Origin of the sequence: Salipiger mucosus DSM 16094 (assembly GCF_000442255.1) — a bacterium.
In the GTDB taxonomy this organism is placed as follows: Bacteria; Pseudomonadota; Alphaproteobacteria; order Rhodobacterales; family Rhodobacteraceae; genus Salipiger; species Salipiger mucosus.
Genome location: NZ_KE557279.1, coordinates 190112 through 206220, shown reverse-complemented (window position 1 = coordinate 206220; position 16109 = coordinate 190112). Strand labels below are relative to the sequence as shown.

General features: G+C 67.5%; 17 protein-coding genes. 1 reads left to right on the top strand and 16 read right to left on the bottom strand.

Going from position 1 to position 16109, the window contains the following annotated elements; all coding sequences use genetic code 11:
- Positions 1-11: 11 nt before the first annotated feature.
- The 10 genes from SALMUC_RS18270 to SALMUC_RS18225 form a co-directional block, all read right to left on the bottom strand.
- Positions 12-977, bottom strand: a complete 966-nt coding sequence (locus tag SALMUC_RS18270; protein WP_020039061.1) for a type II secretion system F family protein — start codon at positions 975-977, stop codon at positions 12-14.
- Between the two features lie 6 nt (positions 978-983).
- A complete protein-coding gene (locus tag SALMUC_RS18265) occupies positions 984-2441 on the bottom strand; it encodes a TadA family conjugal transfer-associated ATPase (RefSeq protein WP_020039062.1) in 1458 nt (485 codons plus the stop codon).
- 14 nt (positions 2442-2455) lie between these two features.
- Positions 2456-3703 carry a CpaE/TadZ family protein gene (locus SALMUC_RS18260; RefSeq protein ID WP_021120600.1) on the bottom strand — a complete coding sequence of 416 codons (1248 nt, stop codon included), beginning with the start codon at positions 3701-3703 and terminating at the stop codon, positions 2456-2458.
- 217 nt (positions 3704-3920) lie between these two features.
- Entirely contained in the window at positions 3921-4583 is a 663-nt protein-coding gene (locus tag SALMUC_RS18255; RefSeq protein WP_245584722.1) for an OmpA family protein, read from the bottom strand.
- Between the two features lie 19 nt (positions 4584-4602).
- Positions 4603-6021, bottom strand: a complete 1419-nt coding sequence (locus SALMUC_RS18250) for a type II and III secretion system protein family protein (RefSeq protein WP_020039065.1) — start codon at positions 6019-6021, stop codon at positions 4603-4605.
- 203 nt (positions 6022-6224) lie between these two features.
- A complete protein-coding gene (cpaB, locus tag SALMUC_RS18245) occupies positions 6225-7085 on the bottom strand; it encodes a Flp pilus assembly protein CpaB (RefSeq protein WP_020039066.1) in 861 nt (286 codons plus the stop codon).
- A 225-nt stretch (positions 7086-7310) separates the two neighbouring features.
- Positions 7311-7490, bottom strand: a complete 180-nt coding sequence (locus SALMUC_RS18240) for a hypothetical protein (RefSeq protein ID WP_020039067.1) — start codon at positions 7488-7490, stop codon at positions 7311-7313.
- Between the two features lie 81 nt (positions 7491-7571).
- Positions 7572-7751, bottom strand: a complete 180-nt coding sequence (locus SALMUC_RS18235; protein WP_020039068.1) for a Flp family type IVb pilin — start codon at positions 7749-7751, stop codon at positions 7572-7574.
- A gap of 105 nt (positions 7752-7856) precedes the next feature.
- Positions 7857-8036: a Flp family type IVb pilin gene (locus SALMUC_RS18230; RefSeq protein WP_020039068.1), complete on the bottom strand. Its 180-nt coding sequence runs from the start codon at positions 8034-8036 to the stop codon at positions 7857-7859.
- A 103-nt stretch (positions 8037-8139) separates the two neighbouring features.
- Positions 8140-8319 (bottom strand): Flp family type IVb pilin, encoded by a 180-nt coding sequence (locus tag SALMUC_RS18225; protein WP_020039068.1) that lies wholly within the window; start codon positions 8317-8319, stop codon positions 8140-8142.
- A gap of 362 nt (positions 8320-8681) precedes the next feature.
- Here SALMUC_RS18225 and SALMUC_RS18220 point away from each other — a divergent pair, with 362 nt between their 5' ends.
- Positions 8682-9491: a lytic transglycosylase domain-containing protein gene (locus SALMUC_RS18220; RefSeq protein ID WP_020039069.1), complete on the top strand. Its 810-nt coding sequence runs from the start codon at positions 8682-8684 to the stop codon at positions 9489-9491.
- Between the two features lie 66 nt (positions 9492-9557).
- Here the strand turns inward: SALMUC_RS18220 and SALMUC_RS18215 are convergent, their stop codons facing one another.
- The 6 genes from SALMUC_RS18215 to SALMUC_RS18190 all read right to left on the bottom strand — a co-directional run bounded on the left by SALMUC_RS18215 (position 9558) and on the right by SALMUC_RS18190 (position 15977).
- A complete protein-coding gene (locus SALMUC_RS18215) occupies positions 9558-10985 on the bottom strand; it encodes an FAD-binding oxidoreductase (RefSeq protein ID WP_020039070.1) in 1428 nt (475 codons plus the stop codon).
- 119 nt (positions 10986-11104) lie between these two features.
- The gene (locus SALMUC_RS18210) at positions 11105-11935 is read right to left on the bottom strand and encodes an MBL fold metallo-hydrolase (RefSeq protein ID WP_020039071.1); all 831 of its coding nucleotides are present in this window, start codon (positions 11933-11935) and stop codon (positions 11105-11107) included.
- 130 nt (positions 11936-12065) lie between these two features.
- Positions 12066-12650, bottom strand: coding sequence for a GNAT family N-acetyltransferase (locus SALMUC_RS18205; protein WP_020039072.1), 585 nt, complete (start codon positions 12648-12650; stop codon positions 12066-12068).
- Positions 12650-13912: a M16 family metallopeptidase gene (locus tag SALMUC_RS18200; protein WP_020039073.1), complete on the bottom strand. Its 1263-nt coding sequence runs from the start codon at positions 13910-13912 to the stop codon at positions 12650-12652. The genes SALMUC_RS18205 and SALMUC_RS18200 overlap by 1 nt, the downstream gene beginning before the upstream one ends.
- On the bottom strand, positions 13909-15300 hold the full coding sequence (gene thrC / locus SALMUC_RS18195; RefSeq protein ID WP_021120596.1) for a threonine synthase: 1392 nt from the start codon (positions 15298-15300) through the stop codon (positions 13909-13911). The genes SALMUC_RS18200 and thrC overlap by 4 nt, the downstream gene beginning before the upstream one ends.
- Positions 15300-15977, bottom strand: coding sequence for an SURF1 family protein (locus SALMUC_RS18190; RefSeq protein ID WP_020039075.1), 678 nt, complete (start codon positions 15975-15977; stop codon positions 15300-15302). Before SALMUC_RS18190 ends, thrC begins: the two co-directional genes overlap by 1 nt.
- Between the last annotated feature and the right edge of the window lie 132 nt (positions 15978-16109).

Here is a 16109-nt window from a genome sequence, read left to right as displayed (position 1 = left end):
TGAAATACCTTTCAGACCTTGATGTTGACGAGCATGCGCATGACGATGAGGTTCAGCGCCAGGAAGATCGCCACGAGGAAACAGGCGGGAATGAACCACGGGTGGTCGAGCACCTCGTCGTAGTAGTGCGGGTCGGTGACCTGGATGACGATGAGCGCCGCGACCGGGAAGCCCGACAGGAACTTGCCCGACCACTGCGCTTCGGCGGTGATCGCCTTGACCCGGCGGAACAGGCGGAAGCGCGCGCGGATCACCTTGGCGAGCCCCTCGAGGATCTCGGCAAGGTTGCCGCCCGAGGTCTGCTGGATCGTCACCGCCACCGCGAGGAAGCGAAGGTCCTGCAGGCCGATGCGCTCGGCCATGTGCTTGAGGCTCTCGCCCATGTCGCGACCGTAGGTCGACTCGTCCGCGATGATGCCGAACTCGGTCGCCAGCGGGTCCTTGATCTCCTTCGAGACGATCTGGATCGCCGAGCTGAACGGGTGCCCGACCCGCAGCGAGCGCACCATGAGCTCGACCGCGTCGGGAAGCTGTTCCTCGATCATGGCGAGACGGTTCTTGGCCTTGTTGTTCACCCACATGTAGACGCCGCCCACGCCCATGGCGACGCCCATGACGAGGCGCACGACCAGCCCCGCCTCGGTTCCGATGGTCAGGCCCAGGAAGGCCGCGACACTGACGCCCGCCATCATCAGGATGAGCTGGTTGGGGGTGAAGGCGATGGCCGCCTGGTTCGCCTTGTCGGCCAGCAGCGAGTAGAGCGGGATGCCCCGCGACTTCATGTGCTGGTCCATCTCCTTGCGGAGCTTGGCCAGCACTTCCTCGCGGTTCTGGTGCTTGTCGAGCATCTCCAGCCGCCGGTTCACCTTGCTGTTGAGCCGGATCGACTTGCCGAAGGCCACGAGGTAGACGCCCTCGACCATGACGAGGACGCCGACGAAGATCAGGCCGTAGATGATGGGTTCTGCGGACAGCATGGGCGCTTACTCCGGGCGGAAGGGTTCGTAGATCGAGGGCGGGATGTCGAAGCCCCACATCCGGAAGCGTTCCGAGAAGTGGCTGCGCACGCCGGTCGCGGTGAAATGGCCGATGATCTTGTTGTCGGGCGTGAGGCCCACGCGCTGGAAGCGGAAGATCTCCTGCATCGAGATCACTTCGCCCTCCATGCCCGTGACCTCGGTGATCGAGGTCATCCGGCGCGAGCCGTCCTGAAGGCGGCTGGCCTGCACGATGAGATGCACGGCCGAGGCGATCTGGCTGCGCACCGCCTTGAGGGGCATCTCGACGCCGGCCATGGCGATCATGTTCTCGAGACGGGAGATGCCGTCACGGGCGCTGTTGGCGTGGATCGTGGTCATCGAGCCGTCGTGGCCGGTGTTCATGGCCTGCAGCATGTCGATGACCTCCTCGCCGCGGGTCTCGCCCACGATGATGCGGTCGGGACGCATCCGCAGCGCGTTCTTGAGACAGTCGCGCGGCGAGACCGCGCCCTTGCCCTCGACGTTGGCGGGACGGCTTTCCATGCGGCCGACATGGCTCTGCTGCAGCTGGAGTTCGGCGGTGTCCTCGATGGTCAGGATGCGCTCGCTGTCGTCGATGAAGGACGACAGCGCGTTGAGCGTCGTCGTCTTGCCCGAGCCCGTGCCGCCCGAGACGATCACGTTCAGCCGGGTGGAGACGGCAGCCTGCAGGTAGACGGCCATCTCCTCGGTGAAGGCGCCGAACTGCACGAGGTCGTCGATGGACAGCTTGTCCTTCTTGAACTTCCGGATCGACACGAGGCTGCCGTCCACCGCGATGGGCGGGACCATCGCGTTGAAGCGCGAGCCGTCGGCGAGGCGCGCGTCGACGTAGGGGTTCGATTCGTCGACGCGCCGGCCCACGGCCGAGACGATCTTGTCGATGATCCGCAGCAGGTGGCGCTCGTCCTTGAAGGTGACGTCCGACAGGGTGAGCTTGCCGTTGCGCTCGATGAAGATCTGGTGCGGGCCGTTCACGAGGATGTCCGACACCGTGTCGTCCTGCAGCAGCGTCTCCAGCGGGCCGAGGCCCTTGACCTCGTCGTAGAGCTCCTGGTTGAGGGTCTGCCGCTCGTCGCGGTTCAGCACGACGCCCTTTTCCTGCAGCGTCTCGACCGCGATCGCGGCGATCTCCTCGCGCAGGTCCTTCTCGCTGGCCTGGTCGATCGCGGCGAGGTTGAGGTTGTCCAGAAGCGCGCGGTGCAGCTCGACCTTGATCTCGCCGAGGCGCTCCTTGCGGCGCTTCTCCTTGTCCTGCGGGACGACCTCGGCCGGTTTCACCGGCTTCGGCTTGCGCTTCGCGGCGGGTGGGCGGGCGGCGTCTGCCTCGGTCCGCGGTTTGTCCGCCGGGGCAGGGGCCGTGTTGGCCGGCGAGATCGGCGTCGCGTCCTTGACCGGGGACTTCTTGTAGCGGGAAAACATCTGTCAGGCTCCTCTCAGGCCGCTTCGGCCTCGGACGCGCCGATGGCGTGCAGCTCTGCGGCAAGCTTGGCGATTTCCTTGCGCAGGGGGTTCTTCGCGGCCTGTACGGCCAGCGGCTGGCCGTGGTCGCAGGCCTGCGTCACGACACGCCCGCCGTCAGGAAACTGAAGGCCGAGGTCGATGCCAAGGCTCTCGGCCATGCGCTTGACGCGGCTCTTGCCCTGCAGGTCGGTGAACTTGGGCCCGCGGTTCAGCGCGAAGCGCAGCTTCTCGAAGGGCATGTCCTCGGACTGCATCAAGCGCTTGAGGCGGATCGTGTTCTGGGCCGAACGCATGTCGAGCTCGACGACCGAGAACCAGACCTGCGATTCGAAGAGGACCGTGTCGGTCCACTGCACCAGCGTCGTGGGCATGTCGACGATCACGAAGTCGAAATACTCGCGGGCAACGTCCAGCAGGGCCTTCACGTCCTCGGCGCTCAGCATGTCCAGCGGCACCACGTCGGCAGGCGAGGTCAGGACCTGCAGCTTGTCCTCGTAGGTGACCAGCGCCTGGCCGAAGCTGTCGCCGTCCATGCTCTCCATGTCGCTCAGCAGCTCGAGGACCGCCTCGCGCCGGGGCAGGTCGAGGTAGGTGGCGACCGAGCCGTATTGCAGGCCGAGGTCGATCAGGCAGACGCGCGGGGCGTTCTCCTTGGAGACCGTGGCAAGTTCCCAGGCGAGGTTCACCGACAGCGTGGTCGCGCCGCAGCCCCCGGCCATGCCCTGCACGGCGATCAGCACGCCGTCGCCGCCACCCCGCAGCTTGACGCCGTCGCGGCCCGGTTGTTGCGCGGCCGGATCGGGCGCCTGCGCCATGCGGCGCACCCGGTCGACCGCCGTGGCAAGCTCGCCCTCGGGAAGCGGGTAGGGGACGAATTCGTCGGCGCCGCCCCGCAGGAGCTGGTGCAGGGCCGCCGGGGTCACGTCCTCGGCGATGAGGATCACGCGGATATCGCGCAACTTGGCCGCCTGGATGACCTCGGAGAGCAGCGCGAGCTGTTCCTCGTCCTCCTCGTCCATCGCCAGTGCCACGAATTCGAGACCTTCCGCGTCGGGCTGTGCCAGGAAGGCGAGCGCCTCACCGAAGCCGAGATCGCCCCAGCCTTCGCCCAGCAGCGTCTCCATGTCCTCGATGAGCAGGTCGAAGTTCTGCACGTCGCGACTGATCGTGCAGGCCACGATCGGAGCCGGCTGAGTATGCGCAGGTGTCGTACTCGTCATTGCCTGTCGTCCTTTGCCTTTGGGGACACCTGCCCGAAGAGACGAGGACATCGAGGCACCGCACGCGCTGCCATCCTGGCTCTCCGGGAGGGGCCATGGCCGACTCGAAGGTCGGACCTGGCACTCCCGTCTAGGGCCAAGGTGGCCGGCAATGTGGGCAACATTGGGGCCGAAAAATCGTAATTGTACGGTATTCTCTGACGATGAACGGGCGGCGTCAGCTGTCGGGTCGGAAGTCTCCGCCCGTGATGCCGGTCAGCGTCGAGCGGGGCTCGGCGCTGCGGACGTAATCACGGTAGATCACCTCGGCATAGCGCCCGTCGAGCACCGTGGGATGGCCGGCGACCCAGCCGGAAACCTCGGTCACGGTGCGGCGGTTGCGGCGTTCGCGGGTCTCGGTGAAGATCAGCGGCTGCTGCTCTCCGTAGGAAACGACGGCCTCGAGCCGCGAGGTCGAGATGCCCTGCGAGGCAAGGAATCGCACCACCGCCTGTGCCCGGCGCAGACCGAGCGCCTTGTTGTAGGCCTGCGATCCGACGAGGTCGGTGTGGCCGTAGACGCGGAAGGTCAGTTCGGGGAATTGGCGGATGAAATTGGCCTGTTCGCGCAGCGTGTTGATCGCGGCGGGCTCGAGCGTCGCGCTGTTGAAGGCGAAGGTGACGGTGCTCGTCACCTCGTCGGCAAAGCGCTTGGACAGATCGTAGACGTAGGCTTTCTCGCCGTTCATGATCTGCGTGTTGTTCATCGTGGCGTTGCCGAAATCACCATTGTCGGTGATCGAGCCGGCCTCTTCGTAGAACTGGCGGGTGGTGGGATCGTTGCTCACGCTGCATGCGCCGATCAGGCCAAGCGAGGCCAGCGCCAAGGAAATCCTGATCATGCTCTGCCCCTGCATCCGCTCAGTCCATCACGTAGCCATAGGACCCGGAGAAGTCCTGCTTGGCAACCTCGCCCGCCGCGCCGCGCACGGGGGCACGTTCGTCCGAGGCAGTCCGGCCGTAGAGGAAAAGATCCTTTTCCGACGGCGGCTTGATGCGGTCGGTCGGCAGTGCCAGCGCCTCGCCGCGAGTGGGCGTCACGAGGTGCGGGGTCACGATGATGACCAGCTCCGATTGCTGCCGTTCATATTCGGCGCTGCGGAACAGGGCGCCCAGCACCGGGATGTCGCCCAGCCAGGGGACCTGTCCGTTGACGTCGCGGAAATCGTCCTGCAGGAGCCCCGCGATGGCAAAGCTCTCGCCGTCGCGCATCTCGACCGTGGTCGAGGTCTCGCGGCGCCGGAAGGCGTCGATTCGGATCGCCTCAAGATCGAAGCCGCTGTCCGGGTCGATCGAGGAGACCGCCGCCTCGAGCTCGAGGTTGATGAGGTCCTCGTCGACGACCCGTGGCGTGAAGTTCAGCTCAACGCCGAAGGGCTTGAACTCGACGGTGATCATGCCGTCCTGCTGCGAGACCGGCACCGGGTATTCGCCGCCCGCGAGAAACTTCGCTTCCTGTCCCGACAGCGCGGTCAGGTTCGGCTCGGCCAGGGTGCGCACGACGCCCTTGCTTTCCAGCGCCTCGAGAAGGATCCCCACCTCGAGCGCGCCGGCGTCGAAGCCCAGGAGCATGGCGCCCTCGGTTTCACTGTTCACGCTGACGCCCGAGCCGAGCTCGTTCGATCCGTCCAGCCAGGTTCCTGTCTCGGTATTGATGCCGACGTCGCCACCCAGCAGGTCACCGGCAACCGAAAGCGACGAGCGCAGCGTCTTGGCGACCGAGCGCTCCATCTCGGCGAAGCGGACCTTCAGCATGACCTGCTGCACGCCGCCCACGGTCATCAGGTTCGAGACCCGTTCGGGCGCGTAGCGCTCGGCAAGCTCCAGCGCGCGCTGCTGTTTCTGGATGCTCGATACCGTGCCGGACAGCACGATGCCGTCGTTGGCGGTGCGCACCTCGATGGTCTCGCCGGGAAGGATCTGGCGCAGCCGCTCCTTGAATTCGGTGACATCCGCGGCCACCCGCACGTCCACGTTGGTGATGAGCTGGCCGTTGGCATTGAGAATCGTGAGCGTCGTCGTGCCCGGCGTCTTGCCCAGCACGTAGATCGTGCGATCGGACAGCGACGAGATGTCGGCGATGGCGGGGTTGGCGATGGACAGCTCTGCGAAGGGCTCGTCGCTTTCGACCACCACGGCGCGGTTCATCGGCACGCTCAGCACGCTTTCGGTGCCGGTGCGCACCACCCGCAGGTTCTCGGCCCGTGCATCGAGCGCAAGCGGGCTCGTGCCGAGGGTGAGACCCACCAGGGCCGCCTTCAGAAATCCGTCGATGTTCATGTGACCTGCCTTTCGATCACGCCTCGATCGCAGGTCTTGGGGCCTGCAGTTGACCGGACTGTGCGGCAGTTTCCGATTTTATGCAATAATCAACGACTTCGGCGGAAAGGCTTATGTGGATAACGCGCAACAGACGCGGTTTTTCCGCATGTCGTGAAAAGGGGGCGCATCACGGCGCCCCCACGTCAACGATCTGAATTCGCTCAGTTTGTGCAGGGGATGGGGATCTCGACCACTTCCGAGCCGCGGCGCACGCGGGTGCTGCAGACTTCGACCGTTTCCTTCTCGACCGTCTGTTCCCGCTGGCTCAGTCCCAGCAGCGTGCTCTGGTTCACCTCGATGGCCTCGGCGACGGTGGTGTCCTTGGCGCCCATCAGCGACAGCGACAGCCGGCCCGTGCTCTGCGCTTGTGCGAGGCTTGCCACCTGCTGCGGGCTCGCGGCCACGGTGACGGTCTTGAGATCGTTGCTCGCTTCCGAGTTCTCGGCGTTGGCCGACTGGTCGATGGCGATCAGCCGCACGCCGGTCTCGATCAGCTTGGTTACGTCGCCCGAGGGCAGGTTGCGGTCGGCGCCGGGCACGCGGCCCGTCCAGTAGACGTCGACCCGGTCGCCGGGGCGAAGGAACCCCGACACACCGGTTGCCACGTCCACCTTGATCGCGAAGGCGCGCTGCCCGGGCTCGAGCTGCGAGGTCAGGCCCGCCGAGCCGCCCGGTTCGCTGACCTTGACGGCCAGGATCGCCTCGTTGGCCTCCATCGGGCGCACCACGAAGCGCGGCTCGTCGCCGTCCTCGAAGAGCGGCGTCTCGGCGTCGAAGAAGCCTTCGGGAAGGATTTCCTTGGGCCAGGGAGCCAGTTTCACGTCCTTGGCGGTCAGCCGCTCACCGTGCATCATCGCGCGGGTGGCCACGAAGATCGGCTGCGTGGGAACGGCCTTCACCGCCTTCTCGCGTTCCTGTTGCAGCGCCGTCTGGTAGGCACCGATGTAGTTCTGAGCCATGTAGACCGCGAACCCGGCCAGGCCGAGCCCCACGATCAGCACAAGTCCGAATACCAGTCGCATGGTTCTCTGTCCTTTCGGGGTCTGCTGCGGTGTCCGTCCGATGCGCGTTCTCGACACGCGATCAATGGCAGTCCTGACCGCGCATTGTGGTCAAAAAAGGTCGCTTGCGGGGTTCTTGTGCGGCGAATGCCCCGGCCGGGTGCCTTGGGCTATTACCGAAACGATAAGAAGGCCGTGCCTTCTGGCCACAGCCTCGTTCGGTGCCACGCCGGAGCGCAATGCGGCTCAGAAGTCGTCCTGGTCCGCCACCGCCGTGGCGGCGGAGTTCATCAGGGCAGTGCCGTTGTCTTCGATCACGAAGAACGAGATCGCGGACATTCCGACGACGGCCGCCGTGATGACGACCCAGTCCACGGTGACCGCGCCGGTTTCGTCATGGCGGAAAAATTCGAGGAATTCCTGCATGGTGCCGTCTCGCAGTGAAACTCAGCTGGATAGGCCCGGTCCGCCGGACTGGCGGGCCGGGCAATGTCACGCATGAAAGACTCAGAAGTCGTCCTGGTCGCCGACCGCGGTGCCCGCGGAGCTGATCAGGGTGTTCGCGTTGGTCTCGATGGTGGTGTAGGCGGCGATTGCCATGCCCACGACGGCAGCGGTCAGCACGACCCAGTCGACCGTCACGGCACCGTCTTCGTCCTTGCGGAAGGTGTTGATGAATTTTTGCATTTCGGTTCTCCACTCGCAGCCCGGGCGGGGCGTCGGTTCCTAGGGTGGCGCATCGGGGACGACCCGGCGCGCCGATCAAGTCACGCAGCGTCTAGCTGCAGCGCCTCAGAAGTCGTCCTGGTCGCCGACCGCGGTGCCCGCGGAGCTGATCAGGGTGTTCGCGTTGGTCTCGATGGTGGTGTAGGCGGCGATTGCCATGCCCACGACGGCAGCGGTCAGCACGACCCAGTCAACCGTCACGGCACCGTCTTCGTCCTTGCGGAAGGTGTTGATGAATTTCTGCATAGTCTCTCTCCGGTCTCTGCCCCGGCGGGGGCGTCTTGTGGGGTGGCGCACCGGGGACGGCCCGGCGCGCCGGTCAGGTCACGCAGCGTTTAGCTGCAGAGCCTCAGAAGTCGTCCTGGTCGCCGACCGCGGTGCCCGCGGAGCTGATCAGGGTATTCGCGTTGGTCTCGATGGTGGTGTAGGCGGCGATTGCCATGCCCACGACGGCAGCGGTCAGCACGACCCAGTCGACCGTCACGGCACCGTCTTCGTCCTTGCGGAAGGTGTTGATGAATTTCTGCATAGTCTCTCTCCAGTCTCTGCGTTCCGTTTGTCTCCTGACCGCTTCGGATCCTGTTCGGGCCTCTCTCACTTGCCCGTCCCCGTTGCGGTATGAGGTCATAAAGCTCCCGGAACGTGGCATGAGTTGGGCGCGAATGGTTTGTTTTTGCAGTCCCGTAATTTTCAGGGGAAAAAACAAGCAAGCCATTGATTGGGCTTTATAAATATATCGATTTCGGACGATTCGGCCTTTCTGGCCCTCCGCTTCAGGGCGCATCTGCCACATCCGTGGTGCGAATCCGGCGACGATCTTGGCCGCGCCTGCCCGATTGTGCGATGCTGGCGGCAACGACAAGATCAGAGGCAGATCGAGCAATGCGACGCATGTTGGCCGGGCTGGCCGTGACGTCGGTCCTTTGCGCCGGGCCGCTCCCGGCCGAGCCGACGCCCTTTCCGGAATTCTCCGCGAAGCGCGTGACCCCGCCGGAGCCGGGCACGCGAAAGCGCATCACCGTGCAGATCGCCCCGGCCCCGCGCGCGCCCGCGCCCCCGCCGGCGCAGCCCTCGGCCGGAGGCACATCCGGCCGCGAGGCCGGGCAGGGGCGCTACGACTGGTTCTGGAAGGCGGTCTCGCCCGCGCTCAACGACAGTGGCCCCGGTCGGCTCGAGCCCGCGCTGGTCAAACTCGGCAACCCGCCCAGCGGCGGCCGTGTCGCGGAGCCGCGGCTGCAGGACCTGCAGGGTCTTGCCGCGTCGCACGGCATCGAGCTGCTGAAGGCCACCGTGGGCACCAGGGTCTCGCCCGCGCTGGCGCTGGCGGTGATGTCGGTGGAATCCGGCGGCCGCGCGGACGCGGTCAGCGGTGCAGGCGCGCAGGGCCTGATGCAGCTCATGCCCGCCACGGCGGCGCGCTTCGGCGTCTCCGATGCGCTCGATCCGGTCGACAACATCCGTGGCGGCGTGGCCTTCCTCGACTTCCTGATGGAGCGCTTCGACGGCGACCCGATCCTCGTGCTGGCGGGCTACAACGCGGGCGAGAACTCGATCCCGAAACACGACGGCGTCCCGCCCTACGCCGAGACCCGCGACTACGTGCCCAAGGTCCTCGCGGCCTTCGGCGTCGCCCGCGGGCTTTGCCTCACGCCCCCGCAGCTCGTCTCCGACGGCTGCGTCTTCCGCGTCGCGTCGAACTGAGGCGCCGCGCGCGGGGCATCTTCTGGCTGCAAATATCCAAACGGCATGCCGCCGCAGGCGGCGTGCCTAGCCGGCCTCGCGGCGCAGCACGGCGCCCGGGTTCATGATCCCCGCCGGGTCCAGCGCCGCCTTGATCGCCCGCATCGCCGCCAGCCGCGCCGGATCGCCGTAGCGCTCCAGGTCCTCGACCTTCAGCCGCCCGACGCCGTGCTCGGCGCTGACCGAGCCTTCCATCTCGTGCACGAGGTCATGCACCGTTCGCTTGATCGCCTCGCGCTGGGACACGTGATCCTCGCGCCGCCCGCCGCGCGGCGGGAAGACGTTGTAGTGCAGGTTGCCGTCGCCCAGGTGCCCGAAGGCATTGATCCGGAATTCGCCGATCTCGGCCAGCCGCGGCGCGCCACGTTCGATGAACGCGGCGACCGCGCCAAGCGGGAGGGAGATGTCGTGCGACGAGATCGCGCCGACCAGCCGGTTGGCCTCGGGCATGCGCTCGCGCATGGCCCAGAACTCGCCGCGCTGGGTGTCGGACTGCGCCACCATGCCGTCCCGCACCAGCCCCGCCTCGAGCGCCTCGGCAAAGAGCGTCTCCAGCGCCTCCGCCGGGTCGAGCCCGCGTGCGAGGCCCAGCTCGATCAGCACGCACCATTCCGGCGGCTCGTCCCAGGGCTGGCGCACCTCGGGCAGCGTTTCCGCGAGAAAGTCGAAGCCCGTGCGCGACATCAGCTCGAAGGCGCTGATGCCCTCGCCGATCTGCGACCGGGCCATGGCCAGCAGCGCAAGCGCCGCCTCGGGGCTCTCGACAACCATGAGCGCGGTGCCCTGCGCGGCAGGCACGGCGGCCAGCCGCAGGCTCGCTGCGGTGATGACGCCCAGCGTGCCCTCGGCGCCGATCAGCAGGTTGCGCAGGTCGTAGCCGGTGTTGTCCTTGCGCAGCCGCTTGAGCCCGCGCAGCACGCTGCCGTCGGGCAGCACGGCCTCGATCCCCAGCACCTGGTCGCGGGCGTTGCCGTAGCGCAGCACGTTCACGCCGCCGGCGTTGGTGGCGAGCAGCCCGCCGATCCGCGCCGTCCCCTCCGAGGCCAGCGAGAGGGCGAAGAGCCGGTCCACCTCGCGCGCCGCCGCCTGCACGTCGGCCAGCACGGCGCCCGCCTCGGCGATCAGGACGTTTTCCTCGGGATGGACGGAGCGCACCGCGCTCATGCGCTCCAGCGACAGCAGGAGCGGTGCGGGCGTGCCCTCAGGGGCGACCTGTCCGCCCACGAGCCCGGTCCCGCCCCCCAGCGGCACCACGCCCACCCGTGCCGCGTTGCAGGCGCGCAGGATCGTCGCGACCTCGTCGGTGTCGCGGGGCAGGGCGACCCATTCCGAGACGCCCGTCCAGCGCCCGCGCGGCTCCTCGAGGTGGCGCGGCTCGGCGCGGCGCAGGGTGCCCTCGGGCAGCTGCGCGGCAAGGGTCTCGGCGAAGGCGTCGTCGGCGGGGTTCAGTGTCATGGGTGTCCTCCTGCGCGGGAAGACTTATCCGTTTCGGCGCGGATGCCAAGCCTCGCGGCGCGGCCGAAATTCCTTCAAAGGAATCTGCAAAAGTCTTCGAAGACTTTTGCGGCTTCGCCTCAGCCGGGGTCGCGCAGCCACTGCGGTTGCAACACGACGACGGTCGGGCGCGGGGGCAGGTCGCGCAGGCTCACCACCATTTCCGGATCGCTGCGGCGGTCCACCGCGAAGGTGTCCGAAACGTCCTCGAGGAAGCGCTCCAGCGCGTAACCCGAGAACCAGTGCATCGGCAGGATGATCGAGCTGCGCAGCCGCTCGACCACGCGCACCATCGACGGGAGCGGCATGGTCATGCCGCCATCCACCGGCACCATCAGCACGTCCGCGCGCCCCAGTGCCGCGTATTGCTCCTCGTTCGGCTCATGATGCAGGTGACCGAGATGCGCGATGCAGAGCCCCTCGACTTCGAAGACGAAGATCGAGTTGCCATCCTCCTCCGCCCCGCCGCGCCCCGAGCGGATGTCGGTCGAGACGTTGCGGATCAGCATCTCGCCGAGGTCGAGGTAGTGGTCGATCCCGGCGCCGAACTCCTCCCCCCAGCCCGGCAAGACATGCGGAATCGCCGGGTCGGGATTGGCGGTCCAGTGCGTGTCGTGGGCGTGGTTCATCGTCACCACGTCGGGGATGAGGTCGGCATTGCCGATGAAGCCGGTGAAATCGGTCACAGCCTCCAGCCCGCCGCGCGTCTGGATGAGGAAGGAGGCATGGGCGATGTAGTGGATCCGCACGGAATATTCCGGCACCGGCTCGGTCCACGAGGCCTTGTGCAGGTAGCGGATGCCCGGATCGGCGTCGGCGATGGCGATGCAGTGGGACGGGCGGCGCGTCTCCTGCGCCGTCGCCGGCAGGGCGAGGCAGAGGAGGCTGGCGATCAGGACGAGGTGTCGCATGAGGGGCTCCGGTGTCTCTGCACCTGACCCTAACGTAAAGCGGCGCGGTCGCGTCTGACAGTCGCGTGAACACCCGCCTTCAAGTCGGGGAGGCCACACCGTTGCGCAATCCTTGCGCAGTGGCGGGGCCTCAGCCGACCTGCGTGCGCCCGCGCCGGTCGCCGCGCAGCGCGGCATAAAGGACATGCGTGCGCCAGCGGCCGTTGATCTGCAGGTAGCTCTGCGCGACGCCCTCGTACTTGAAGCCCGACCGCTCGAGCAGCCCGCGCGAGGCGACGTTCTCGGGCAGGCAGGCGGCCTCGATCCGGCTCAGGTCCATGCGCTCGAAGGCGTGATGCACGACGCCGGCGATGGCCTCGCGCATGTATCCCTGGCGGGCAAAGGGCTGGCCCGTCCAGTAGCCCAGCGTGCCCGACTGCGCGGGCCCGCGGCGGATATTGTCGAGCGTGATCGCCCCCACCAGCACCTGGTCATCGCGCCGCACGAGGAAGAGCGGCAGCGCGGTTTCGCCCGTGATCGAGCGGTTGGCCCAGTAGACGCGGTTCGTGAAGGCTCGCCGCGACAGGTGGTCGGGCGCCCAGGAGGGCTCCCAGGGCTCGAGATACGCGCGGCTCTCCAGCCGAAGGGACACCCAGCCCGTGTAGTCGCCGTGGTGCGGCGGGCGCAGGGTCAGACGCTCGGTCTCGAGCCTCAGCTTGCGCCGCCGTGCCAGCATCACGCCGCCCTGCGCGCCTGCAACTCCCCGAGATCGGGGGCGCTGCCGACGGGCCCGTAAAGCGCCAGCGCCGCGGACGACTCGGCTGCCATGCTTTCGGAAAAAAGCCGCACGTCGCCGGTGGTGACGTTGTCGATGCGCGCCACGGTCTCCTCGATCGCGGGCACCTTGCCCCAGATCTGGATCATCCGCGCCATGCGTTCGGCGCGGCTCGCGGGGCTTTCCAGGCCCATGAGCAGCCCGGCCTTCATCTGGGCCCGGGCACGGGCGACCTCCTCGGGGGTCATGTCGCTGGCGGCGCGCTTCATCTCGTCGATGGTCAGCGTCGCGAGATCGCGCAGGTCCTCGCCCCCGGTGCCGGCGTAGATCGTCATCAGCCCGGTGTCGGCATAGGCTCCGCTCTGCGCGAAGATCGTGTAGCACAGGCCCCGCTTCTCGCGGATCTCCTGGAACAGCCGCGAGGACATGCCGCCCCCCAGCGCGATGGAGTAGATCTGCGCAGTGAAGAACGAGGGATCGCGATAGCCCGGCGCCTCGAAGGCCAGCGCCATGTGCGCCTGTTCGAGCGCCTTCTCGCGGCGCATCTCGCCGCCGGTGAAGCGCGCGGGCTCGGGGCCGGTGGCCTTGCGGCTGCCCATGTCGCCGAAGAGCGCCTCGGCCTGGGCCACCAGCGCCTCGTGATCGACGGCACCGGCCGCCGAGAGGATCAGCTGCTCGGGGCCGTAATGCTCCTCGACGAAGGTCGAAAGATCGCCCTTGCCGAAGCGGCGGATGTTCTCGGTCTCGCCGAGGATCGTGCGGCCCAACGGCTGGTCGGCATAGGCGCGCTCCTGCAGCCAGTCGAAGATCACGTCGTCGGGCGTGTCGAGCGACTGGCCGATTTCCTGCAGGATGACGCCGCGCTCGGTCTCGATCTCGCGGTTGTCGAAGACCGGATTGCGCAGGATGTCGGCGATCAGCTCGACCGCGAGCCTGGTGTCGTTCTCGAGCACGCGGGCGTAGTAGGCCGTCACCTCGCGCGAGGTATAGGCGTTGATGTAGCCACCCACGTCCTCGATCTGCTCGGCGATCTGCAGCGCGCTGCGGGTCTTGGTGCCCTTGAAGGCCATGTGTTCCAGGAAATGCGCCACGCCGTTCTGCTCGGGGCGTTCGTTGCGGCCACCTGCGGTGACCCAGACGCCGATGGCGGCGGATTTCATCGAGGGCATGCGCTCGGAGACGACACGCATGCCGTTGGGCAGGGTGGTCAGGTCGACTGTCACTGGGGAATACGCTCTCGGATCAGGGTTTCGAGGGCCGACAGGTCGTTGGGCGCGCGCGTCATGCGCTCCTCCCGGTCGAAGAGGTCGGCCATGCGCTCGGGCAGGGGCGGGCGGATGCCGCTGGCCTGCTCGACCGCGTCGGGGAACTTGGCGGGATGGGCGGTGGCGAGGGTCACCATGGGTGTGTCCGGTGCGCGGTGCTCGTCCGCCACCTTCACGCCCACCGCCGAGTGGGGGCACAGCAGCTCGCCCATGCTGGCGCGTGCGGCCTTGATCGTGGCCAGTGTCTCGTCCTCGGAGGCGCGGCCGCTCTCGAAATGCTCGCGCAGGGCCTGCAGCGCGCCCTGGCTGACGTGGAAGCCGCCGCCGGATTTCAGCTCGTCCATGAGCTGTGCCACGGCATTTCCGTCGCGGCCGTAAGCGTCGAAGAGCACGCGCTCGAAGTTGCTGCTGACCTGGATGTCCATGGAGGGCGAGACCGAAGGGTGCACTTCGGAGGTGACGTAGTCGCCCGAGGTCAGGCAGCGATGCAGGATGTCGTTCTGGTTGGTCGCCACGACAAGCCTGTCGATGGGCAGGCCCATCTTCTTGGCGATGTAGCCGGCGAAGACGTCGCCGAAGTTGCCGGTGGGCACGGTGAAGCTGACCTTGCGGTCAGGCGCGCCCAGCGACACGGCGGCGGAGAAGTAGTAGACCACCTGCGCCAGCACCCGCGCCCAGTTGATCGAGTTCACGCCCGCCAGCCGCACCTCGTCGCGGAAGGCGAAGTCGTTGAACATGTCCTTCAGCCGCGCCTGGCAGTCGTCGAAATGCCCGTCGAGCGCGACAGCATGGACGTTTGCCTCGGTCGGCGTGGTCATCTGGCGGCGCTGCACCTCGGACACGCGTCCGTGCGGGTAGAGGATGAAGACATCCACCGCGTCGAGCCCCTTGAAGGCCTCGATCGCCGCGCTGCCGGTGTCGCCGCTGGTGGCGCCGACGATGGTCACCCGTTCGCCGCGCCGGGTCAGGGCCTCCTCGAAGAGCTGCCCGATGAGCTGCATCGCGAAGTCCTTGAAGGCCAGCGTCGGCCCGTGGAACAGCTCCAGCAGGAAGTGCCCCGGCGCAAGCTGCACCATGGGCGCGCGCGCACCGTGGCCGAAGCCGGCATAGGCCTTGGCGATCAGGTCGCCGAAGGTCTCGTCGGTGAAGCTGTCGCCGACGAAGGGCCGCATCACGCGAAAGGCGGTTTCCTCGTAGCTCAGCCCGTGCAGGGCGCGGATGTCCTCCGCGCTCATGGTGGGCACGGTTTCGGGAACGTAGAGCCCGCCGTCACGGGCAAGGCCCGACAGCATCGCCTCTTCGAAGCTCAGCGCGGGCGCCTGGCCCCGGGTCGAGATGTAGCGCATCAGGTCTCCCTCGTGGTCGCTCTCCGCCATATCCAATAGGCGGTCATGCCCAGCCACACCACTGCCAGTGAGAACCAGGTGATGGCGTATTGCAGGTGATCGTTCGGAATGTTGCTCGTGTCCACGGGCAGCGGCTCGATCGCGGCGTCCGCGGGCGTGATCTTGCGCGCGACGACCAGCAGAGGCTCGGTGCCCAGTTCCTCGGCCATGGGGCCGATGTCGCGGGCGAACCAGGTGTTGCCCGCGATGTCGTTCTGAGGCGTCGAGGCGTTGCGCTCGTCCGGCCAGTGAAGGTTGCCCGTCACCTGGGCCGGTCCACTGCGCGGCGCGAGATCGCGGTTGTCGACCGGCGTGAAGCCGCGGTCCAGAAGCAGGAGGCGCCCGTCGTCAGTGCGGAACGGCGAGACGACAAGGTAGCCCGGGCCGATCTGCTTGCGGCTGACCAGGACGCGCAGGGCGCCGGGCAGGATCTCGCCCGAGAGTTCCACGGGGCGATAGCGCTGCTCCTCGGGGGCGATCGTCCGGGGCAGGGGCTGCGGCGCGCCGTGGATCAGCGCCTCGCGCTCGGCGAGGATGCCCTCCTTCTCGCCAAGGCGCTGCACTTGCCACGTGCCCAGCCCCACCAGGATGGCGGCGCCGATGAGGCCGAAGAGCAGGGGAGCGAGGTAGCGGGTCACGAAAGGTCCGGCTGTGGGCAGGGGCGTGTCCTGCCTGCTTTATCGCGGGGGGACCGGCAGCTTCAAGGTGGAATGGCCGGGGTGGGGCGCGGCGGATGCGCTTGCCGGAACGGCAAAGCGCCCGCCGGTGAG